Genomic DNA, 21,373 nt, shown 5'->3' with positions numbered 1-21,373 from the left:
TGGAAGCTCGCCCGACGCAAGTGAACGAAACGCACTTGTTTCACAGTTCAAAACTGATCTCTGATCTCTGATCACTGATCTCTGGAGAGAAGAAAAATGGCAAAGCAAATTCTGCACGGTGAGGATTCCCGTCAGGCAATCCTGCGCGGCGTCAACACGCTCGCGGATGCTGTAAAGGCAACGCTCGGCCCCAAGGGCCGGAATGTCGTGATTGAGAAGAAGTTTGGCTCGCCCACCATCACCAAGGACGGCGTGACGGTGGCCAAGGAGATCGAGCTGCGGGACCCGCTGGAGAACGTGGGCGCGCAGCTCGTGAAGGAAGTTGCTTCGAAGACCTCGGACGTGGCCGGTGACGGTACGACGACCGCAACTGTGTTGGCCCAGGCCATCTTCCGCGAAGGCGTGAAGACGGTGGCTGCCGGCGCCAATCCGACCGCCCTCAAGCGCGGCATCGATAAGGCCGTGACCACCATCATCGGTACCCGCGACAAGGACGGCAAGTGGACCACAGGCGGCGCGCTCGGCCAGCTCTCGAAGCCGGTTGACGAAGGTTCCGTGGCGCAGGTTGGCGCAATTTCGGCCAATGGCGACCAGGAAATTGGCGACATCATTGCGCATGCCGTCAAGGTTGTGGGCAAAGACGGCGTCATCACCATCGAAGAATCGAAGACCATGCACACCGGCCTTGAGACCGTGGACGGTATGCAGTTCGATCGCGGGTACCTGAGCCCCTACTTCGTGACCGATGCCGAGCGTCTCGAAGTGGCCCTCGATGACCCATACGTCCTGATCTATGAGAAGAAGATCTCGGCGATGAAGGATCTGCTGCCCCTCCTGGAGCAGGTGGCGCGTGGCGGCAAGCCGCTGCTGATCATTGCTGAGGATGTGGAAGGCGAAGCGCTGGCCACCCTGGTGGTGAACAAGCTGCGCGGCACGCTGAACGTTGCTGCCGTCAAGGCTCCCGGTTTCGGAGATCGTCGCAAGGCCATCCTGGGCGACATCGCGATCCTCACCGGCGGCAAGGCCATCACTGAGGACCTGGGCATCAAGCTGGAAGGCGTGAAGCTCGAGGATCTGGGCCGTGCCAAGCGCATCACCATCGATAAGGACAACACCACCATCGTGGACGGCGCCGGCAAGGCTGCCGATATCGACGGCCGCGTGAAGGAAATCCGTTCGCAGATCGAAAAGACCACCTCCGACTATGACAAGGAAAAGCTGCAGGAGCGCCTTGCCAAGCTCGTGGGCGGCGTGGCCATCATCAAGGTTGGCGCAGCCACTGAGACCGAGCTGAAGGAGAAGAAGGCGCGCGTGGAAGACGCTCTGCATGCCACCCGTGCGGCTGTCGAGGAAGGCATTGTCCCGGGCGGCGGCGTAGCCCTGGTTCGCGCCACCCCGGCCGTGAAGAAGCTGATCGAGACCCTGACCGGCGACGAGAAGATCGGCGCGCAGATCGTGCTCCGCTCGCTCGAAGAGCCCCTGCGCCAGATCGTCGCCAACGCCGGCGAAGAGGGTGCAGTGGTTGTCGCCAAGGTGCTGGAGTCGTCTGAGCCGCACTTCGGCTACAACGCAGCCACCGGCCAGTTCGAAGACTTGGTGAAGGCCGGCGTCATCGACCCCACCAAGGTGACCCGCACCGCCCTGCAGAACGCGGCTTCCATCGCCGGGCTGCTGCTGACCACCGAAGCTCTGGTGGTCGAGCTACCCGAGCCGAAGGCAGCTGCTCCGGCCGGCGGTCACGGCGGCGGCATGGACGGCATGTACTAGAACCAGTGATCAGTGGTCAGTGACCACTGATCAGAGACCTGAAGGCCCTCGGCTTCGGCTGGGGGCCTTTTCCTTTTTTACCTTACGCCGAGCGGGCTACTGGCCGGAACGGAATTGGCGCATGCGCCGCGGGAGTCGGTTTCGCCGCCGGCTCAGGCCGCAGCGAATGAAGCCACCCGGCTGAAAGCCATGCTTGGGGAAGGGAAAACTCGCCCCATCCGCAATCCAGGCACACCAGGATTGAAGGTGCCGGGGAGACCGGCGGATGGCTCAGGGTACGGGGGCCGTTCCGATAAAGACGGACTTCGGCCGGAATAGTGGCAAGAGCCTCAGAATCGCATTTCGGACAGAACACAACTACACCTCAAACAGGGGGAGTAAACAAAACAGCATCCGGAGAATGCACACACTGTAAAGGTTTGTTTTGCTAAAAATCAATTTAAATCTTGAGATTCATTTCAAATCCGCCCGTCCTGGGCAATCTTTTCGGAATGGGAATGGGGTCTACGCAATGCACAAATCTGGATTGGGTGCCGCTATCCTAGAACCACCGCCACGCCAAAACCATCGTAGCCGCGGCTGCCCACCGTCGGAATGGCAGTCATGCTGAGGCGCGGTTCCTTCGCTGCCATCTCGAGGAACCGCCGCGCGCCGCGCACGTGCGGGTCGCCGCTGCTCGGGTCGACCACTTTGCCGTCGCGCACCACGTTATCGGCGACGATCACTGTGCCCCGCCGGGAGAGTTCCAGGGACGCTTTCAGGTAAGCGGGCATGTTCTGCTTGTCGGCGTCGATGAAGATGAGATCGAATGGGTCCGCCTTCTCTCTGAGCAACGCGCGCATGCTCTCCAGCGCTTGCCCCCCCGCGAATCTCGACCCCGGTTCAGCACCTTGGCGGCCTCGAGATTTGCCCGCGCAATCTCGGCGTGTCGTGGTTCCAGTTCGAGCGTCACCACGCGCCCGTCATCCGGGAGAGCCCGCGCCATCCAAATGGTCGAGTAACCGCCGAGCGTCCCGATCTCCAGCACCCGCCGCGCCCCTGAGATGCGGATGATCACATCGAGAAACTTGCCTAGAAGCGGGCACATCGATCTGCGGCAACCCGGCGTCACAGTTCACGTGGAGCGCCTGAATCAGCGCCGGATCGTGCGGCGCCAGCAGATTGGCTAGGTATTCATCGACCTCGGCCCAGAGCTTTTCCATGGAATCTCCGCAAAGTGGAGATTACTTGTCGCGCGCCACCACGAAATCAGGCACCCACAGCAGCGCCCGCTTGAAATCAGATTCCGGCATCGACTTCAGCGCCTGGCGCGACTGCTCGGCGTAGCGATCGGCCACACTCATCGCGTACGCCACTGAGCCATTGCGGACGAGGATGTCCTTTATCTGCTGCCGACTCACATTCTCGAAGCTGCGATCGTCCAGCACGCGCTGGATTGCCTGCCGGTCAGCAGCCGTTCCGTGATCGAACGAGTGGATCACCGCCAGCGTCGCCTTGCCTTCGCGCAGATCGCTGGCCACAGGCTTGCCCAGCACTTCTTCGGTGGCGGTCAGGTCGAGCACGTCGTCGACAATCTGGAACGCCAGACCCACGGCGCGCCCATACACGCCCACTGACGCTTCCTGCTGCTCGGTCGCCCCGGCCAGCACCGCGCCCAGCCGCATCGATACAGAAAACAGGCACGCGGTCTTGCGGAAAATGAGGTCGTAGTACTCCGCCTCGCTCACAGCCTTGCCCAACTTCTGTATCTGCAGCAGTTCGCCCTCCACCATCTGCTGCGTCAGGCCAATGAGAAGGTCCAGAACCTTGAGGTTCTTTTCTTCGAGTGCCACCCTGAAAGCCTGCATGTAAAGCCAGTCGCCGGCCAGCACGCACTTCTCATTGCCCCAGGTAGTGTTGGCCGAGGGGCGCCCCCGGCGCATATCAGCGCCGTCGATGATGTCATCGTGGACCAGCGTGGCGGTGTGCACCATCTCTACAACTGCACCCAGACGAACCGCACCGTGGCCCGAGTGGCCCAGCATATGCGCGGACAGCAGCAGCAGGCTGGGGCGTATGCGCTTGCCGCCGCCGCCGCGCAGATATTCGGCAATCTCCGTAATGGTGCTGACGCTCGATGCCGCGTCCCTGCCCAGTTCCTGCTCGATGGCTACAAGGTCGTCCCGCAGCAGATCGAAGACTTCCCTCGCCGTCGCTATCGCCAGTGTGCTCAAATCTGTCCGCTTTCCACGCTTCTCGGGTTCCGGCTTGCTGCAGGGAAGTTGCCGGGATTCCGCCATCCTAATTCGTCCGGTAATTGGTGAACTGCAGGTCCACGCCCAGGTCCTTGCCTCGTAGAAACGCGATGATCCCCTGCAGGTCGTCTCTGTCCTTGCCGGATATTCTCACAGTATCGCCCTGAATGCTGGCCTGGACCTTCTTTTTCGAGTCCTTGATCAGCTTTACAATCTCTTTAGCCTTCTCGCCGGGAATGCCCTGCTGCAGGGTGATCTTCTGCCGCACGCTTGAGCCGGCCGCGGGCTCCACCTTGGCATAGGTCAGGTTCTTGAGCGAGACCCCGCGCTTGACCAGCTTCTGCCCCAGGATCTCCTTCACCGCTTCCAGCTTGTACTCATCCTTTGAAGCAAGCTGGATTTCCTTATCGGCCTCTTGCAGCTTGATCTCCGAGTGCGAGTCCTTCAGATCAAATCGCTGATGGATCTCCTTCAAGGCCTGGTCGATCGCGTTACGCACTTCCTGAATGTCGACCTTGCTTACGATGTCAAACGAATTATCCTGCGCCATGCCGTACCTCAATGCGCGACGGGTAACCACATGCAGCCACTACCCTTTTCGCGCTGAATCTCTATCAGTTTCCCATGCCGGGGGTATGCTCTGTCACACAAAGTGGATGGGCGGCCCGTTCAGGCGAACTCCTCCTCCAGCCTGAACAGCCGGACGAAGTTGGCTGTCGTAGCTGCTGCGATCTTGGCGGCAGTCACGCCCTTTTTCTCTGCCAGCGTCTGGGCGGTATGTATGACGAGCGCAGGCTCATTGCGCTTCCCACGCAAAGGGCCGGGGGCGAGGAACGGCGCATCGGTCTCCACCAGCAGCCGATCCAGCGGAACCCTGGCCGCCACATCGCGCAGGTTCTGCGCTTTGGCGTACGTCACGTTTCCGGCAAATGAAATGAGAAAGCCCATGTCGAGCGCGCGCTCTGCCTCTTCCCATCCCGCGCCGAAGCAGTGCATCACGCCGCCCAGGCCAGTGTGTCGCCAGTACGTGTCGAGGACGACGAAGAGATCGTTCCAGGCGTCGGTGGTCTCGTTGGTTCCGCGGCAGTGAATGAGAATGGGCCGCTTGCGCGCGGCTGCAACTTCAAGCTGACGGATGAGGCCGGCTCTCTGCGCATCGTGTGGGGCGCCCTCGTGATAATAGTCGAGACCGATCTCTCCGCATGCGATGACCTCCGGCTCGGCTAGCAGGCTGTCGAGCTTTGCAATCGCTGCATCATCCGCCTCGGGCGTTGCGTGCGGATAGATGCCCGCGCTGGCAAACAGCCGCGGCATCCCCGGCTGCCCGTTGTACTCGCGGCAGATATCTAGCGCCTGGTGCATCTCCTGCGGGCCTTCCCCGATCCCGATGGAAAGCACCGCGCCTACGCCAGCGTCGGTACAGCGCCGCAGCATTTCGGCGCGATCCTCCCCATAGCGCGGACTGTCCAGGTGCGCATGCGAATCGATGAGCAAGCCGCAAAAACCTCCAACGAGACTTCAACTGGCCGCACTGCACAGCCGGTCGCCTTGTCTCGATTTTACGTGCGCGCGCGGACTCAGTCCCATAGGTTCTCAGGCGGTCGCCAATCGCCATCGGCGGTCCCATAGGGGCTGGCGACCACCACGAGGTATCCATCCGGGTCGCGCATCCAGCACTCCCAGTGATTAGGACCGCCTTCGCCATCAGGGGGGTTGCGATGCTTCGGCAGAACGATCGACACGTCCATCTCAGCCGCTCGCTCCATCACCGCATCAAAGTCGCCCACCTCGAACCACAGCAGCACGCCGTTGCCATAGGGCTTGTCTTTCGGATCGCCTATTGACCCGTGATGGTGCTCCACGGCGAAGCTGTGCAGTTGCATCACCAGTTCACCATGATGAGTAAGCTGATCGTACGTGCTGCCACCATGAGCGCTGCGACAGCCCAGCAGGCGTTGATACCAGCGACTGCTGGCTTCCACATCCGAAACAGCAATGAGCGGTTGAGGTCGCATAGTGATTGTCATCATAATCCGACTGGAGCCTGCCCAGTCCGGCATCGTGCTACTCTCCTCACCATGGTGAACGTCAACGCGCGTCCGCGATCCTCTAAGTTGCTGCCGTTCGTCCGATCGTTTCATTATCACCAGACCTACCTTGCCTCGGGACTCGAGCGCATTGTACCCAACGCCCAGGCGCATCTGATGATCAACCTCGCGGAAAACGCCTTCCGCACCTACGACCATGTGCGGCCCGCGCTCGTGACCCGCCATGCGGGCGCTGTGCTCGCCGGTCCTCACGCACAATCGGTCGTTCTCGACACCAGCCAGATGTGCTGGCTCGCCGCAGTGGAGTTCCGCGCCGGTGGCGCGGGACACTTCTTTGGCATGCCGGCGAGCGAAGCTTCCAACCAGGTGGTGAGCCTGGATGTCCTGTGGCGAAAAGGTGGCGGGACGCTGCGCGAGCGCCTGCTAGACGCATCCTCCGCACAGCAGCGCTTTGCAGTAGTCGAGGAGTTGCTGCTTGAACACCTCGACCAGCGGTTCGATCCCGCCGTAGCCTGGGCTATCGGCGCTGTGCAGCGCGGTATGCGCATCTCTGAAATTGTTTCGCAGCTCGGCCTGCTGCCGAGGACCTTCGAGCGCCGCTTTGCCAGTCGGGTGGGACTCACGCCCAAGCGCTTCGCGCGAGTGCGCCGTTTGCAGCGCGTGCTTCGCTCCATTCGCACCGGACCGCCCACTGACTGGACCGCGCTTGCGATCAAGCATGGCTACTACGACCAGTCGCATCTTATTCATGAATTCCGCGAGTTGGCCGACATCACTCCCGCCGCCTACCGGCCGCACTCTGCCGCTCGCAGCAACCACATTCCTCTCGCCGCGCATTGACGCTTTTTTACAATACAGCCCGACGGCTGCTGGCCTATTCTTTCGCTAAGCACGAATACCTTCCTTGGATCACTAACATGACGTTCAACTCTTCCGTTCCGGTTGATACCGTTCTGCCGCACATCTACTACCACGACGTGGAAGAATCGCTTGCGTGGCTGGCCAGAGCTTTTGGGTTTACAGAGCACTACCGCTACGGAGACCCAGTGAGCGGAGCGCAAATGCGCGCCGGCAGCGCATTCGTGATGATCAAGGCCGCCGGCCTTCAGACTTCCCTGCCTGATCAGCTCGGCTACGGCACGCAGAGCCTCACCATTTTTATCGACGACGTGGAGGCGCACTGTGAACAGGCGCGGGCGGCGGGGGCGCTCATCCTCGAAGAGCCGCACGAAACCGTGTACGGCGAGTTCCAGTATGCCGCGCGCGATCTCGCCGGACATCACTGGCTCTTCTCCCGTCACGCGCGCAACCTCGATCCCGCGCAGTGGGGTGCTGGCGTTGCGCACCCCGTCGCCGCACCAGCGCGAGTCGCTCCCATGCTGAGCGTGCGGCGCGGCAAGACGGCAGTTGAGTTTTACATCGATGCCTTCGACGCGCAGGTTTTGTTTCAGATCGAGGCGCCGGATGGCGCGATCGTTGCGGAGCTCGCCGTAGGCGAGTCGCGCTTCTGGGTCGCTGACGAATCGCCCGAACACAAGAACTTCAGTCCCGAAACCCTCTACGGGAGCACGAGCCGCATGATCCTCGTCGTGCAAGATCCTGACAGCGGGTTCCAGCGTGCCCTCGATGCGGGCGCGATCGAGATTCGTGCCGTCGCCGACCAGGAGTACGGCTGGCGCGTGGGGCGCCTCGTTGACCCCTTCGGCCATCACTGGGAAATCGGCAAGCCATTATAAGAAGGCAGAATGAAAAGACCCCCGCTTCCCGTCATCGTCATCGCCGCGCTGCTGATCCTTGCCGGACTCGCAGGCCTGGTCGGCGACTTCATGAACGGCTACCCGATCTCCGCCAACCACTACGAGACCGCTTTGATCGCAGGCGTGCACCTGCTCGCCATTGTGGCCGGAGCCTTCATGCTGCGCGGCCACAACTGGGCGCGCTGGCTTGCGCTTGCGTGGATGGCCTTCCACGTGGCGATCAGCGTTGGCCACTGGCAGCAGTTTGTTCCCCATGCCATTCTCTTCGCCCTCTTCGCCTATGGATTGTTCCGCGTGGATGCACGTGGATTTTTTCAGCCCGCCTCACCTGACGCCCGGCAATCCTAGGGCTTGCGGATCAGGAACGAAATTGCACCCACCTTGTAGACCACCTTGCCCGAACCCAGCGGTGAGGGCTGCACCTGGCGTGCGCGCACCTTGTCGAACGCGGCAGACAATTCCGGCAACACGGAAGGGGACGCCACAGGCACATTGTGGGCGCCCAGCACCATCTTCACCTGTGGCGCCAGCGCTGCAAGCCGGTGCACAGAGTTGCCATATGCTGCCAGATTCGTCTCGGGTCGGTAGATCCAAATGGTGCCCTGATAGTACGTGTCGCCCGTAAATAGCAGCCCCTGCGCGCGATCGAACAACGTGATCGAATCGGGCGTGTGGCCAGGGGTGGCGATTATCTCAAGGATGCGGTCACCGAGGTCGATGCGCTCGCCGTCATGCACAAGTTTCGCAATCTTCCACGGCTTCGTCGCGTATGCGTTGCGATCAAATCCGGGCGGAAGGCTGCCGCATACTTCGCCGGTGCCGATCTCTGCCTGCGCATCGTCGCGGGAGCCACGCGCGTTCTGCCGCGTGAACTCGGTATCCATTCCGTACACGATGTCGAACTGCCAATTATTGCCCACGTGATCGTCGTGCGTGTGCGAGTTGAGTACGATGATGGGAAGGTGCGTGAGCCGCGCCGTCAGCGCTTTCAAATCCCCGATGCCCATCCCGGTATCAAATACGAGCGCGCGCTTCTCGCCCAAAATCAGATAGCCGATGGTCTCTTCCGACTGGTGCGGCTCGTAAATCGCGAACACGCCGGGCGTTACCTTGTACACCTCGAACCACGAATCGGACACAGGAACACGCTCCAGCTCGCTGAACTCCGGCCGCGGCAACGCCTTGCACCATGCCGGGATGTCAGTCTGCGCATGACAGCTCAGCCAAGCGCACGCGCAAAGAATCAACAACGTGAATCGTTGGAACGGCCGGGATCGCTTCATTTATTGGATAGTTGTGCTGGCCTCTCCCTGAGTGGATCCTCTGTCATGGCATCTCAACGGAATTATCGCAGCCCGGACACATCGTCAAGTCCTCGCATTGAGAATCATGCGAAAACAAAAAGAGAAACTTGCCAGGTGTCCGCGCCATCCATTGAAAACCTTTGATTCAAACCAGTTTCTTCTCCGCGAACTCGCACCATTGTAACCAGCAATTCAAATTGCGACTCTCAACCCAACTCACCCTCACAGATTCGAACACTGGCGCCTGTTGCGAACACGTTCGTCCCGGATTGCAGTGATGTCGTCCCGTTCGTAACACAAAGAGAGCGGAATACAAGAAAATGAAATAGACATGAGACGTGCTGCATTCCGCAGCGTCAGATTCCTCGGAGGCTTCCCCTCTCTTGAAGCAGTTTGGCACCTTCACGCTCGATACGCTCAATGAATGCCTATGGCAGGCTGGCGTCCGCATTCCGTTGCCTCCCAAGCCGTTCGCGGTTCTGCGCTATCTGGTGGAGCACCCCGGCCGCCTTGTGTCGCACGACGAACTGCTCGACGCACTATGGCCTGAGACCTATGTGCAGCCGCAAATCCTGCGCACCTATATGCTCGATCTCCGCAAGGTACTGAATGACGACGCACGCAATCCACGTTTCATCCAGTCGCTGCCCAAACGGGGCTATTGCTTTATCGCCGGGCTAACGGACGCGCCCGCCGGGGGACTCGCCGCGGCGGAAACAATTTCACCCTTGACTCTGCCTCCTTCGAGCCTCACAGGCCGCCGCGCTGAACTGAGCGCGCTGCAAGCCGCCATGCGCGACGCCGCCGCCGGCACACGCCAGGTCTTCTTCGTTACCGGGGAAACGGGCATCGGCAAAACCGCACTCATCGAGGCCTTCCGCAGCCAGGTGGAGGCGACCGCATCGGTGCTTGTCGCGCATGGACAGTGCATTCCGGGTTTCGCCGGGAAGCAGGAATACTATCCACTGGCAGACGCGTTCCGGTGTGGTTCCGATTCCGCAGTCGCTGAGGCTGTCTGCCGGATGCTTCGCAACAGCAAGGGAACGCCTGGGGTCTCGGGGACGGAGGGCAATGTCTCCGCGTCGCTCGTTCCCGGCGAGTTGTGCGCCTCTCTGGAAGATCTGGCTCGCGAGAAGCCGCTGTTGCTGATCCTTGAAGACCTGCAGTGGGCTGATGAGTCGACCTTGTCGGTGATCTCGGCGCTGGCACGCCGCCGCGGCGACGCAAAGCTCACCATTGTTACCACGGCCGCGCCACAAACGGGTTCCACATACGAGCCGGTTGCCCACCTCATGCATGACCTCTGCATGCGCCGTCTGTGCAGATCGATTGCGCTGCCCAGGCTGGTGCGTACTGAAGCTGCTACGCTGATGCGCGCGCGCCTGCAGCAGAGCGTGCTGCCGGTTGGCCTCGCCGATTTCGTGTATGAGCACTCGGAAGGCAATCCGCGCTTTGTGCTCTGCATACTGGAGCATCTGATTGCGGAGAAGATTCTCGCCTCCGTAAGCCATGGTGACGCCCCGCGATGGGAGTTGCAGAAGCCGCTTGATCAGACGGATGCCGCAACGCCCGGCGAGTTGGCGCACATGATCGAACTGGAGATAGAGCACCTCTCCGTGGAAGAGCAGAAAATGCTGGAAGCGGGCAGCTTGGCGCCCGTCGCTTTCCCCGCATGGATGATCGCGGCCGCCCTGGGACGTGATCTCGCGGCAACTGAAGAGGCCTGCGATGCGCTGGCGCGGCGCGTATCGTTCGTGAGACGCGCAGGCGAAGATGACTTGCCCGACGGCACGCGGTCCAGCTTCTACGTGTTTGCTCACACCATGTTCCGCGAAGTGCTCTATCAGCGCCAGTCTCCTGGCCGGCGCGCTGCGCGCCACGTGCGCGTGGCGGAGCGGCTACGCGCCATCTTCTACGGCCGTGACGAACTGATTGCCCAGGACGCCGCTGCGCATTACGAAGCCGCCGGCGACTGGGCCAACGCAACAGCCATGCTGCGCCTTGCCTTACACCGCGCAATGAACATGCAGGCCTACGGCGAAGCCGCGGATCTGCACGAGCATATCGCAAGACTTGAGGCGCAGGACTCTCACAACCAGCCATCCGGCGCGGCGAGCGGCTCAGGCAGCGGTGAGCGCGTTGGGCGCTCAGCTAACCTTGACGCATTCTCCACGCGCATTTGACGCTTTTGTTTTTCGCGACCGCTAATGTGCCTCTATGGAGGACACACCATGCGGTCCACACTGTCCAAACTTCTCCTGGTTCCAGCCATCGCCGCAGCCGCAGCGCTACTGAGCCAAACTGCGAAGGCAGAGACGCTCCAGGTTCCGTTCAGCTTCTCGGTCATGGGCAAGACCTTCCCAGCAGGGGAGTACAAGGTCGCTACGGATCAGAACGCGAACTTCGTCACGCTCGAGCTCACGGACGGTTCGCGAAGCATCACCAGAATCCTCGGTCCGGGCAGTCCCGAACCGCGCGATCATCGCGTGGTCCTGCGCTTTGAGACCACAGGCAGCAACTACTCTCTCGAATCGATCCAGTTCGGCGGTTCCATTACCCCCAACCTGATCAAGCACAGCCACCGCACTGAGGAAGCCTCGCGCGGCACGCGCATGATAGTCGGGGGGTAACGTATTTCTCCATGCCTTCGGAGTAGCAATAAACACCATCGCAGCAGGCATGCAACCGAGCGGCCAGTCAATCTCCACGTTTTCTTGACGCGCGCTTGACGCATCCCGTGTACGCCGCTTGGTAGTTTTTTGGAGGAGTAATCGCTATGCGCATCAAGCTCTCGAAGCTGTTCTTGATCTCCGCGCTCGCCGCTTCGGCGATGCTCACCTGCGGTACCGCGCACGCCGCCGAAACAATCAACGTGCCCTTCGAGTTCACCGCGCAGGGCCATAGCTTCCCCAGCGGCAGTTATACCGTGGAGCAGAACTCCGGAAAGCATCTGGTAACACTGCACCAGCTCAAAGGCGATGCCACGCTCAACTGGACCATGGGGCCCGGCTCGGAATCGAACGGCGGGCACGTTCTGATGAACTTTGGCCGCTCCGCCAACGGCACATACGTCCTGAATGCGATTCTGTTCGGCCGCCGTTTCAGCCTGGAGGGCAGTCCCTTTCAGAACGCACCGGCAAGGCACGCCGCTTTGCGCGATTAGAGAAGCTCTGAGCGGCAACGCGCTGGTGGCCAGCTCGCGCGTTGAAACTCACTCCCGCCCGGGACTGCACCTGAGCGCAGTCCCGGGTCTTTTTTTCGATTTGTCCGACACCCCGGGCTTCCCCAGTTCCTACGCAATACCCCGTGAAAATAGACACGAACAGTAACACCCGGCCTGACACAACAGGGTGCTGGGTGCGCTGGAGTTGCTCAAGACTCGACGGCTTCGTCGAGCGGTATCTCTTCCGGAGTGGTTTCTTTGCGCGGAATGATGCCCAGCCGCTCGTATATGGGGCGCATGTCGTGACGGATGGCGCCGAGCCGCGCCTGGAAGAGAATGCCCCCTATAATGCAGGCGACGCCGCTGAGCATGACCGTGTGCGGAGCGCCAATGGCATGCGCAAGCGCGCCCGAGAGCAGGCTGCCGAACGGCGCCATGCCGACGAACGCCATGGTGTAGTAGCTCATCACGCGGCCCCGCATCTTCTCGTCGACCAGCGTTTGCAAGATCGTGTTGCTGGCGGTGAGGCCCTGCATCATTCCAAATCCGGTGACGAGCATCATTGGCATCGAAAGCCACAGGTTGTTCGATAAGCCGAAGGCGATGAGTCCGGCGCCAAAGATCGCGGCCGCGATGGGAATGATCTTGGTGAGGCCGCGAACAGATCGCCGCAGCACCAGCGACAGTGCCGAAATGAGTGATCCCACACCTACGGCGCCCATCAAGAATCCCAGTGTGTGCGGCCCGCCGTGCAGCACCTGCGCGGCGAAGATGGGCATGAGAACCATAAAGGGCCAGCCCATCAGGCTCAGTAATGCGAACAGCAACAGGATGCTGCGGATGGGACGCGACTCCGCCACGTATACCCAGCCCTGGCGCAACTGTTCGACCATGGTCACGCCGTGATGGAACTGCTCTTCAGGCTTGATTCGCATCATCACGAGGGATGCGATAACGGCAATGTAGCTGACACCGTCGATGAAAAAACACCAGCCTTCGTTGGTCGCAGCGATCACTATGCCCGCCAGCGAAGGACCGATGAGACGCGCCACATTCACCATGGACGAGTTGATGGCAATCGCGTTCGAGAGATCGGTGCGGTCCTCGACCATGCGAATCATGAACGACTGGCGGCCGGGCATGTCGAAAGCATTGATGACGCCCTGGAAGGCGCTGAGAATCAGGATCTCGGTAATAGTGATACGGTTGGTGAGCGTGAGCCATGCCAGCAGAAGTGACTGCAGCATCGCCGCGGATTGAGTCCACACCAGGACCTTGCGGCGGTCGATGCGATCGACGATTACGCCGGCGATCGGCGCCAAAAGGAACGTGGGAATCTGGCCGGCGAAGCCGACCGTCCCCAGCAGGACCGCGGATTTGGTGAGCCGATAGACAAGCCAGGACGTGGCCACTCGCGTCATCCAGGTGCCAATAAGAGATATGCTCTGGCCGCCAAAAAAGAGACGGAAGTTGCGATGGCGCAGTGCGCGCCACGCGTGCGACAGCCCGGCGTCTTGCGCATTTTGAGGTGCGGGCGGATGCTGCGGATCGGCTGCCATTCTGGTGTTTAGATGCTCCAGCTCGCCAAGTCGAATCTCATTTGGCCACGGTCAGGTGGACCTGCGTGGTCTGGTCAATGCGAGTGCCCGCGGGTGGCTGCTGTGCAATGACGGAGCCGGGCGGGACAGGAGGCTTGGGAGTTGTGCCGCCTTCGCCCACGGGTGGGATGGCTACGTCAACGAACGTCGGCGGAGCGAACTTGATGCCCACGCGCGTAAGTGCGGTTTGAGCCGTCACTACCGGCATACCGGTCACGTCCGGCATCAGAAAGCCATCGGCGGTCTCATCGGGAGCCGCAGCCACCAGCAGATTCACGCTGGGGCCCTCGATGCCCTGGGCGTGCGGCGGCGGGTCCTGCGCGAGCACTGTGCCTTCGGCTGCTCCGGGGTAGGGCAGGTGAGCTGTAGCTCCTACAGATAAGCCGACGCGACGCAGATTCAAAGCGGCAACGCGTTGGTCGGTGCCGATTGTGTTGGGAACATCCACCTTCTGGGCCCCCAGGCTTTCAGAGACACGCACGCGCCACTCACGACGCACCACAGCGCCGGACGCGGGGGACTGCGTAAGGATGTGTCCGGCGGCCAGGCTGGAGGAGTAATAGCGATTGTCCACGGTGAGATTTAGGCCTAGCGCGCTGGTCTCGCTGCGCGCTTCGGCGACAGTCATGCCTTTCAGCGCGGGAACCTGCACCTCGGCGCCGTGAATCGCAAAGTGCATCGTGGTGATTGCCGCGAGCAGCCCGATCGCGACCAGAATCATCATCAGCGAGGCGATGCGAAAGAAGCGCAGGAGGGGATGCGTGCTGCGTGGCCTTGCGTAGGCGCTCATGGCTCCGGCTCTCCATCGGGATAGACGATCTCGTACTCGATGGTGGCAGCCTTTTCAAGCATTTTCGATACAGAGCAATACTTGTTCTTCGACAGCGAGACAGCGCCTTCGACGGCTTTGCGACTGAGCTTGCCGCGCACGGCGTAGGTGAGCTTGATGTGCGTGAAAACGCGCGGTGGATCCGCGGCCCGTTCGGCAACGGCGCTGACGCGAAGGGCGGTGACTTCCTGACGCTTCTTTTTCAAAATGGAGACCACGTCGACTGAGGTGCAACTGCAAAGAGCGGCCAGCACGGCCTCCATGGGGCTGGGGCCATGCGCATAAGGTGCATCCGTATCGAACTGGATCTTATTGCCGCTTTCGGTTACGCCTTCAAAGACGCCATCGTGCCGCCATTCGCTGTGCGCAATCATGCTCCGTCCCCCTAACGCGTATTATCGGTCACCGGCTCGGGGTGAATGGTCACGCGGCTGATCTCAGGGCACTCTATCTTGAGCCGGTCTTCAAGGCCCGTAATGACCTGGTGCACGCGCTGCATCGAAAGGTCGTCCGGCAGAGTGCAGTGGCACGAGAGATCGACGTGCTCATGCGCGCGTCGTACAACCAGTTCGTGCACGTCCACAATTTCAGGAAACGACTCAGCCGCCGAACGCAACGCCAGTTCGATGCGGCGGTCTTCGACGATGATCTCTTCGGGCTGTTCGATGGTGGCAGGCTCACTTTCTATGTGAGTAAGCACCGCATCCACTTCCGGAGTTTCGCGCAAAATTTCCTGCTCCATACCGGTGATGAAGGAATGCGCATCGAGCAGTGGCATGTTCTCGTCGAGCTCCACGTGCTGCTCCACGCGCAAGCGGCCGTGGTGCGATTGCACGCTGAGTTCGTGCACGGAGACGTTGTTGCGCGCAGCCACGGCGCGCACGCGATCGAAAATGCTTTCAGCCTGCGCCTGGCGAGGAACCGTGTGAACGACCACGTCGGCTTGTGGAAGCGCGCGATGCACCGCATCCGTGGCGGCGCGGACGAGTTCGCCTGTGTGCTCAAAGGTAGAGCGGCTGGGGAGAGCGAGGGTAAGGTCGGCGAAGAAGGCGGCGCCCGACCGGCGCACGCGCACCTGCTCCACCGCCAGCACGCCATCGACGCCCTCAACTTCATGGACGACGCGCTGACGCGTCTCTACGGGAATCTGATCGGTGAGAGCGCCCACGGTTTCGCGCGTGAGGTGCCAGGTGATGCGCAGGATCATCAGAGACACCACGATGGCAGCAAAGGGATCGGCGTATCGCAAGCCCGGCAGTCCAAGGCGATTGCCCATCCAGCTTGCAGCCAGACCGATGAGAACAGCGAGCGTCGCCCAGATGTCCGATGCAAAGTGGAAGGCGTCTGTGGCCAGGGCCGGCGAGCCGGTCCGGCGTGCGACCTCTCGCAATTGGCGCGATCTCCAGTAGTCCACGCCGATCGAAGCCAGGAGGACGAGAGCGGGCCACAGCGAATGGCGCAGTTCGACCGAGTGGCTATAGATACGCGAGAGCGCTTCCCAAATGATCCACGCGCAGGAGATGGCCATCAGTCCGGCTTCAAGGAACGCGGAAATGTTCTCGACCTTGCCGTGGCCGTACGGATGATCTTCGTCTGCCGGCCGGTCAGACACGCGCACCGAGAAAAACGTAAGCGTGGCGCCGGCAAGATCCAGAGCTGAGTGAGCTGCGTCCGACAGAATGCCAAGCGAGCCCGAGAAGATACCGGCGGCGATCTTCAGCAGCGTCATCACCGCTGCGGCAAGCATGGAGTGCAGCGCGACCTGGCGCTTTTCAGCGGAGATGGCTTCGATGGCTGTCGCGCCGGAACTCATTTTGCCCTCAAGCCTATCCTGTCCGTTTTGCGGTGTATAGTCCAGCGATGCCGAAGGTGTACGGCTGCCACCCGCATTCTTGGTAGGCGCAGCGGCGCATCATCTCGAGCATCTGCGGGGGCGACGGGAAATTGCCGACGGATGTGGGCAGGTAATTGTATGGACCATCTGCGCCGCAGATGAGGCGGCCGATGGCGGGCAAAACGCGGCGGAAATACACAGCGTAAGCCTTGCCTGTTAGTCCGCCCGGCTCGCTGAAGTCAAGAATCCCGAGTTGCCCGCCCGGCTTGAGCACACGATGGAACTCGCCGAGACCGGCCTCGTAATTGGCGAGATTGCGAAACCCGAATGCCGTCACGATCAGATCGAGCGAACCGTCGCGCAACGGCAGATGCATGGCATCGGCTTCAATGGCGATGGCGCCGCGGCCGGCGAACTTGCGTGCTCCGCGCGCGAGCATGGCGCGGGCGAAGTCCCCGGCGAGGACAGGACGCGCACCTGCGGGGCGATGCTTCAGCAGGGCCATGGTCATGTCACCCGTGCCGCAGCAGATGTCGAGAATGGCCGCATTTGGATCGGCAAGAATTGTGCGGAAACGACGCGCGGTGCGCGACCACCACAAACGATCTATATTGGCGGAGAGAACATGATTCAGCAGGTCGTAGCGAGGCGCGATGGAGTTGAACATCTGCTGAACCGCGTGAGCCGCGCTCGATTCATCCAGCGCGCCCGCCGGCTTGGCCCCGGAGACTGCCATCAGGGGTGCCTTTCCGCGGCACGCGCCAGCATGTAGGCGGCTGCAGATTCAAGCTCCGCAGGCGTCACATCATCCACAACGCCGGCATCGCCAATGCCTACGGGAAGAACGAATCGCCGCACCCCGCCGGTGTTCTTCTTGTCGGCAGCGGTGGCGGCCACCAGTTTTGACGCCCGCAGATTCAGCGGAGGCAAAGGCCCGTAGAGGTGGACGAGGCTCTCGAGGCGTTCCGCCTGGCGGCTGCTTACGGTGCCGCGCGTCTTTGCGAGTTGCAGGGCGGCCACCATGCCCCAGCCCACCCCCTCGCCGTGCAGCAGAACTTTGTAGCGCGTGACCTGCTCAATGGCATGGCCAAGGGTGTGGCCGAAGTTGAGAATCATGCGCAAGCCGTTTTCGCGCTCGTCTCGATTGACTACCTCGGCTTTCATGCGCACGGAAGCGGCGATGACCTTCTCCAACGCTTTGGGATCGCGACGCAGCACATCGTCCACGTGCTCTTCCATAAAGCGCACCAGCGTGCGGTCACGAATGATGCCCGCCTTCACGCTTTCCATCAGCCCCGCGCGCAACTCGCGATCCGGCAGCGTACCCAGCACGCCGATGTCGGCGAACACGGCGAGAGGATGATGGAAGCTGCCGATGAGGTTTTTGCCTTCGGGCAGGTTCACGCCGGTTTTGCCCCCTACGGAGGAATCAACCTGCGCCAGAAAGGTGGTGGGGACCTGCACGTAGCGGATGCCGCGCATGAAAATGGCAGCAAGAAAGCCGCCCACGTCGCCGACGATGCCGCCGCCGAATGCGATCAGCAGGGCGCTGCGATCGCCTCCGGCAGAGATCATTTGGCGGGCAAGCTTCTCAACATTGACAAGGGTCTTGTGCTTCTCACCGACCGGCAGGAACAAAGCGACCGGTTGCTCCGCGAACGAAGCTGAAACTGCTTCGCCCCAGAGAGCCCAGATTTCCGGCGAGGTGACGACAAAGATGCGGCGCGGAAGACGGCCGGCCACACGCTCAATGCGCGGGGCTAGCGAACTCACAAGTCCGCTGCCCACGAAAACGTCATACCGGGCCGATGGTGTTTCTACTCGTATGGTTTGCACGCTCTCTTATCGTAAAGCACGGGTGCAGGGACCGGGAACGCCCGGCCCAACCGGGACAAACTGCAGCCTGCCCGAAACCATTCCTCAGCTGGTCAACCGAGTGCGGCGATGCTTTGATTTAGTCTGATTGCATGCGCCGCACCTTCCTCTGGCTGCTTCTATTGGCAAGTGTTTCGTGCGCTCTTGTCGCGTCCGCCCAGGATGCACCCAAACCCGCCGCGACTGCACCGGACTCCGTGAAGCCGGAAAACTCAAAACAGGATGCCCCAAAGCAGGATGCGATGGCATTTCATTGGGTGGACTTCCACAGCGATACCGACCAAGCCGTCATTGTTTGGGTGAGTCGCGCGCTGACGACGGAAAAATGGACCGCGATTCGCGAGATCGGTGTGCTCTACGACGCAGCGCTGGTGGTAACTACGAATCGCGCCGGCGCCGATGCGCTGCCGGGATCGGATACTTTCGATCTGTGGAGCGTGAACCTGACGAATCACATGAGGACTCCGTTGCTGAAGGGCGTGAATTTGCGCTGGGTGGATTGGCTGACGCTGCGCGAAGGTTCGCCGCGGGAACTGGCTGCCCTCTACGACGACTGCCGGGACTGTGCCGCAACCACGTACTTCACGACGTTTCACTACGATTTTGGACAGCACATGATTATTCCGCGCTGGATGCGCGGCGGCCAGGCGGTCCCGGTGTGGACCAGTAATACACCGGCCGGCGTGAATGAGACGCAGGTCTACGCGGTGCTGGCGCAGCCTGACGGCCAACAGTTCCTCACAACGTGGAGCCACTTCGATTACGGCAGGCAGAAGCCGGCTGAGGACTATATTTACCGCTTCGGCGTGGATGCGTTCAACGCCGTGGAGCACACGGAGCTCATAACCCACAAACAGGCTGACGATCTGAAACCCCGCCTGTGCGCGGCTCAAGGGCAGGCCTCCGGACTGTCGCGGGGGCAGGACTCCGAGCTTTGCCAGCCGTCCGGGAACCGGCCCGAGCGCCGGCCAGTGACAACTCCTCCCCCCAACGCCCAGGGCAGGTCGGTTCCACCGGGGGCGCGCGTTCCGGCCCCGAAAAAATAGCGGCGGGATTCCATTCGGTTGCCCCGAAACAAAACCTTGATCGCCCGGCGCATCCAAGTGCACTGATGAGGTGTGGTGGATGAAAGTCTTTCCCAGACTCGCAGGATGTGCATCGCTGTTGCTGGTGCTGGCTATAGGCGCAGCGGGATGCAAGAGCAATCAGAACAATCAAGCTGCCAGTGCAAACCCTAGCGCAGATCAGAGCGCCGACCCGAACGCGTCCCAGGATCCAGCCTCGGCGAATGTTGCGCCGATCTCGAACGCCAGCGACAACACGGCCGCACCCAGTGGCGCCTATTCCAACGGGAAAGATCAATATGGGCAGCCTGCGCCAACCGCCCCCAGCAAGAAATCCAGTTCGCCGGCGCAGCCGGGCTCAGGTCGGCAGTATGCCGGCAGCCAGCCCCCGCCGGCACAGGGCAGCACGGGATACGACCAGTACTCGACACAGCCGGATCAGTATTCCGACCAATACCCCTCAGGCAGCAATTCCGACAACTACAACGACTACGAGCAGCCGGTGGACTATGCACAGCAGCCTCCGCCGCCGCTGCCTGCCTATCAGCAGCCGCCGTGTCCCGGTGATGGCTATATCTGGACGCCGGGGTCGTGGCAGTGGGATAACAGCCAGGGTTACTACTGGGTGCCGGGGGCGTGGGTTACGGCGCCTTATGTGGGCGCATTGTGGACCCCCGGCTGGTGGGGCTTCAACGACAACAATCATCGGTATGGCTGGCATCGCGGCTACTGGGGCCGGCACGTGGGCTACTACGGCGGCATTCCTTACGGCCACGGCTACAACGGCTATGGCTACGAAGGCGGCTATTGGCACGGCAACGACTTCGCTTACAACCGGAGCGTAAACAACGTGAACAGCACCGTTGTGAAGAACGTGTACGTCTACAACGTCACCAAGGTGGTGAACGTGAACGAGACGCGCGTGAGCTACAACGGCGGCAGCGGCGGCGTCAAGTATCGTCCGCGACCGGCAGAGATAGCCGCCATGCACGAGCAGCACAATCCGCCCATGCACACACAGGTGCAGATCAGGGAGCAGGCACATAGCGATCGGCAGAACTTTGCGCGCGTGAATCACGACCGTCCGCAGATGGTGGCGGTGACGCATCCCGTGGCCGCGGACAAGAATGTGCGACCGCCCGAGCCGGTGCGCATGCAGCAACAGCAGCCGCGGCAGGGAAGCCAGGCCCCTTCGCAGCAGGCACAACAGCAGCCGCGCTTCAACCAGCCGGCCCAGCCACCTATGCGCGGCGGCCAGCCCATGCAGGCGCAGCATAACAACCAGACTCAGCAGCAGACGGAACAGCAGCATAAGCAACAACAACTGCAGGCCCAGCAGGACCGCCAGCGGGCGCAACAGCAACAACAGCATGTTGCTGCGCAGCCGAATCATCCACAACCGGTCCAAGGGCACCAGGTTCCGGAGCAGAATCGCGCACCCATGCCGGAGCAGCGTACGCGGCCCGAGCAGAGCACTCCGGCGCGTCCGCCGGCGCATGCACAGCCGCAGGCCCACCCCACTCCACAGCAGCAGCACGCAGAACCGCAGCGTCCCCAGTCAAAGGAGCCTCAGCATACGGGTGCGCAGCATCCAGTGCAGCCCCAGCGGCCAGATTCGGGTCACCCCGAAACACCCCGCGCCCAATCGCAGGCACATCCGCAACAGCCTCGTTCAGAGCAGTCCCATCCGGAGCAGCATCCTGCCCAGGCGAAACCGCAGGAACAGCACGCTCAACCGCAGCACAACAAAGATCGAAAGCCTGAGGATAAGCGGCCTCAGTAGTATCTCGGGGTAGAATACGCAGACGGCTTCTCCACCAGGAGAAGCCGTTCGCATATGCACGGACCCTTCGCAACGATCCGTCGCGTCCCGTGTAGGATGATGGGAGTCCGCGGAGAT

22 protein-coding genes and 1 pseudogene are annotated in these 21,373 nt (G+C 61.5%); 9 read left to right on the top strand and 14 right to left on the bottom strand.

Translation table 11 applies throughout. The features are described from left to right. Positions 1-96 precede the first annotated feature (96 nt). On the top strand, positions 97-1,767 hold the full coding sequence (gene groL / locus VGL22_RS12600) for a chaperonin GroEL (protein WP_465267281.1): 1,671 nt from the start codon (positions 97-99) through the stop codon (positions 1,765-1,767). A 536-nt stretch (positions 1,768-2,303) separates the two neighbouring features. Here the strand turns inward: groL and VGL22_RS12595 are convergent. From VGL22_RS12595 to VGL22_RS12565, 7 genes and pseudogenes are all read right to left on the bottom strand, one after another. Continuing rightward, a pseudogene (locus VGL22_RS12595) lies at positions 2,304-2,624 on the bottom strand (O-methyltransferase); the annotation flags it as partial. Beyond that, positions 2,525-2,794 (bottom strand): O-methyltransferase, encoded by a 270-nt coding sequence (locus tag VGL22_RS12590; protein WP_465267299.1) that lies wholly within the window; start codon positions 2,792-2,794, stop codon positions 2,525-2,527. The pseudogene VGL22_RS12595 and the gene VGL22_RS12590, both read right to left, overlap by 100 nt. After that, complete coding sequence (locus tag VGL22_RS12585) at positions 2,730-2,969, bottom strand: hypothetical protein (RefSeq protein WP_465267300.1); 240 nt, start codon at positions 2,967-2,969, stop codon at positions 2,730-2,732. The genes VGL22_RS12590 and VGL22_RS12585 overlap by 65 nt, the downstream gene beginning before the upstream one ends. A 21-nt stretch (positions 2,970-2,990) precedes the next feature. Continuing rightward, complete coding sequence (locus VGL22_RS12580; RefSeq protein WP_465267280.1) at positions 2,991-3,980, bottom strand: polyprenyl synthetase family protein; 990 nt, start codon at positions 3,978-3,980, stop codon at positions 2,991-2,993. 67 nt (positions 3,981-4,047) lie between these two features. Next, on the bottom strand, positions 4,048-4,551 hold the full coding sequence (locus VGL22_RS12575; RefSeq protein WP_465267279.1) for a YajQ family cyclic di-GMP-binding protein: 504 nt from the start codon (positions 4,549-4,551) through the stop codon (positions 4,048-4,050). Positions 4,552-4,670: 119 nt separating this feature from the next. Further along, a complete protein-coding gene (locus VGL22_RS12570) occupies positions 4,671-5,495 on the bottom strand; it encodes a TatD family hydrolase (protein ID WP_465267278.1) in 825 nt (274 codons plus the stop codon). An 83-nt stretch (positions 5,496-5,578) separates the two neighbouring features. Beyond that, on the bottom strand, positions 5,579-6,016 hold the full coding sequence (locus VGL22_RS12565) for a VOC family protein (protein ID WP_465267277.1): 438 nt from the start codon (positions 6,014-6,016) through the stop codon (positions 5,579-5,581). 99 nt (positions 6,017-6,115) lie between these two features. Here VGL22_RS12565 and VGL22_RS12560 point away from each other — a divergent pair, with 99 nt between their 5' ends. From VGL22_RS12560 to VGL22_RS12550, 3 genes are all read left to right on the top strand, one after another. Continuing rightward, on the top strand, positions 6,116-6,889 hold the full coding sequence (locus VGL22_RS12560) for a helix-turn-helix domain-containing protein (RefSeq protein ID WP_465267276.1): 774 nt from the start codon (positions 6,116-6,118) through the stop codon (positions 6,887-6,889). Between the two features lie 77 nt (positions 6,890-6,966). Next, entirely contained in the window at positions 6,967-7,785 is an 819-nt protein-coding gene (locus VGL22_RS12555) for a VOC family protein (RefSeq protein ID WP_465267275.1), read from the top strand. A 9-nt stretch (positions 7,786-7,794) separates the two neighbouring features. Next, positions 7,795-8,154: a hypothetical protein gene (locus VGL22_RS12550; protein ID WP_465267274.1), complete on the top strand. Its 360-nt coding sequence runs from the start codon at positions 7,795-7,797 to the stop codon at positions 8,152-8,154. Here the strand turns inward: VGL22_RS12550 and VGL22_RS12545 are convergent. Beyond that, positions 8,151-8,945, bottom strand: a complete 795-nt coding sequence (locus VGL22_RS12545) for an MBL fold metallo-hydrolase (RefSeq protein ID WP_465267273.1) — start codon at positions 8,943-8,945, stop codon at positions 8,151-8,153. The two genes, VGL22_RS12550 and VGL22_RS12545, sit on opposite strands and share 4 nt — an antisense overlap. A gap of 548 nt (positions 8,946-9,493) precedes the next feature. On the opposite strand from VGL22_RS12545, the gene VGL22_RS12540 reads away from it, so the two are divergent. The 3 genes from VGL22_RS12540 to VGL22_RS12530 all read left to right on the top strand — a co-directional run bounded on the left by VGL22_RS12540 (position 9,494) and on the right by VGL22_RS12530 (position 12,273). Beyond that, positions 9,494-11,293 (top strand): AAA family ATPase, encoded by a 1,800-nt coding sequence (locus VGL22_RS12540; RefSeq protein WP_465267272.1) that lies wholly within the window; start codon positions 9,494-9,496, stop codon positions 11,291-11,293. Positions 11,294-11,341: 48 nt separating this feature from the next. Beyond that, a complete protein-coding gene (locus VGL22_RS12535) occupies positions 11,342-11,740 on the top strand; it encodes a hypothetical protein (RefSeq protein WP_465267271.1) in 399 nt (132 codons plus the stop codon). A 146-nt stretch (positions 11,741-11,886) separates the two neighbouring features. Then, positions 11,887-12,273 carry a hypothetical protein gene (locus VGL22_RS12530; RefSeq protein WP_465267270.1) on the top strand — a complete coding sequence of 129 codons (387 nt, stop codon included), beginning with the start codon at positions 11,887-11,889 and terminating at the stop codon, positions 12,271-12,273. 209 nt (positions 12,274-12,482) lie between these two features. On the opposite strand, the gene VGL22_RS12525 is transcribed toward VGL22_RS12530, so the two are convergent. Genes VGL22_RS12525 through aroB form a run of 6 tightly spaced genes read right to left on the bottom strand, consistent with a single transcriptional unit; the run spans position 12,483 to position 18,322 of the window. Continuing rightward, a complete protein-coding gene (locus VGL22_RS12525) occupies positions 12,483-13,832 on the bottom strand; it encodes an MFS transporter (RefSeq protein ID WP_465267269.1) in 1,350 nt (449 codons plus the stop codon). Positions 13,833-13,869: 37 nt separating this feature from the next. After that, positions 13,870-14,661, bottom strand: coding sequence for a PASTA domain-containing protein (locus VGL22_RS12520; RefSeq protein ID WP_465267268.1), 792 nt, complete (start codon positions 14,659-14,661; stop codon positions 13,870-13,872). Beyond that, positions 14,658-15,074, bottom strand: a complete 417-nt coding sequence (locus tag VGL22_RS12515; RefSeq protein ID WP_465267267.1) for an OsmC family protein — start codon at positions 15,072-15,074, stop codon at positions 14,658-14,660. Before VGL22_RS12515 ends, VGL22_RS12520 begins: the two co-directional genes overlap by 4 nt. Positions 15,075-15,085: 11 nt before the next feature. After that, positions 15,086-16,513, bottom strand: a complete 1,428-nt coding sequence (locus VGL22_RS12510; RefSeq protein WP_465267266.1) for a cation diffusion facilitator family transporter — start codon at positions 16,511-16,513, stop codon at positions 15,086-15,088. Positions 16,514-16,526: 13 nt separating this feature from the next. Further along, on the bottom strand, positions 16,527-17,270 hold the full coding sequence (locus tag VGL22_RS12505) for a ubiquinone/menaquinone biosynthesis methyltransferase (protein WP_465267265.1): 744 nt from the start codon (positions 17,268-17,270) through the stop codon (positions 16,527-16,529). Next, complete coding sequence (gene aroB, locus VGL22_RS12500; RefSeq protein WP_465267298.1) at positions 17,270-18,322, bottom strand: 3-dehydroquinate synthase; 1,053 nt, start codon at positions 18,320-18,322, stop codon at positions 17,270-17,272. Before aroB ends, VGL22_RS12505 begins: the two co-directional genes overlap by 1 nt. Before the next feature lie 329 nt (positions 18,323-18,651). Here aroB and VGL22_RS12495 point away from each other — a divergent pair, with 329 nt between their 5' ends. Next, entirely contained in the window at positions 18,652-19,455 is an 804-nt protein-coding gene (locus VGL22_RS12495) for a hypothetical protein (RefSeq protein ID WP_465267264.1), read from the top strand. Between the two features lie 79 nt (positions 19,456-19,534). Further along, the gene (locus tag VGL22_RS12490; protein WP_465267263.1) at positions 19,535-21,256 is read left to right on the top strand and encodes a YXWGXW repeat-containing protein; all 1,722 of its coding nucleotides are present in this window, start codon (positions 19,535-19,537) and stop codon (positions 21,254-21,256) included. Positions 21,257-21,373: the final 117 nt, after the last annotated feature.

The sequence above is a fragment of the Occallatibacter sp. genome (assembly GCF_036502485.1).
In the GTDB taxonomy this organism is placed as follows: domain Bacteria; phylum Acidobacteriota; class Terriglobia; order Terriglobales; family Acidobacteriaceae; genus Telmatobacter.
The sequence above is the reverse complement of the archived record's forward strand: the minus strand, read 5'-3'. Positions and strand labels throughout refer to the sequence as shown.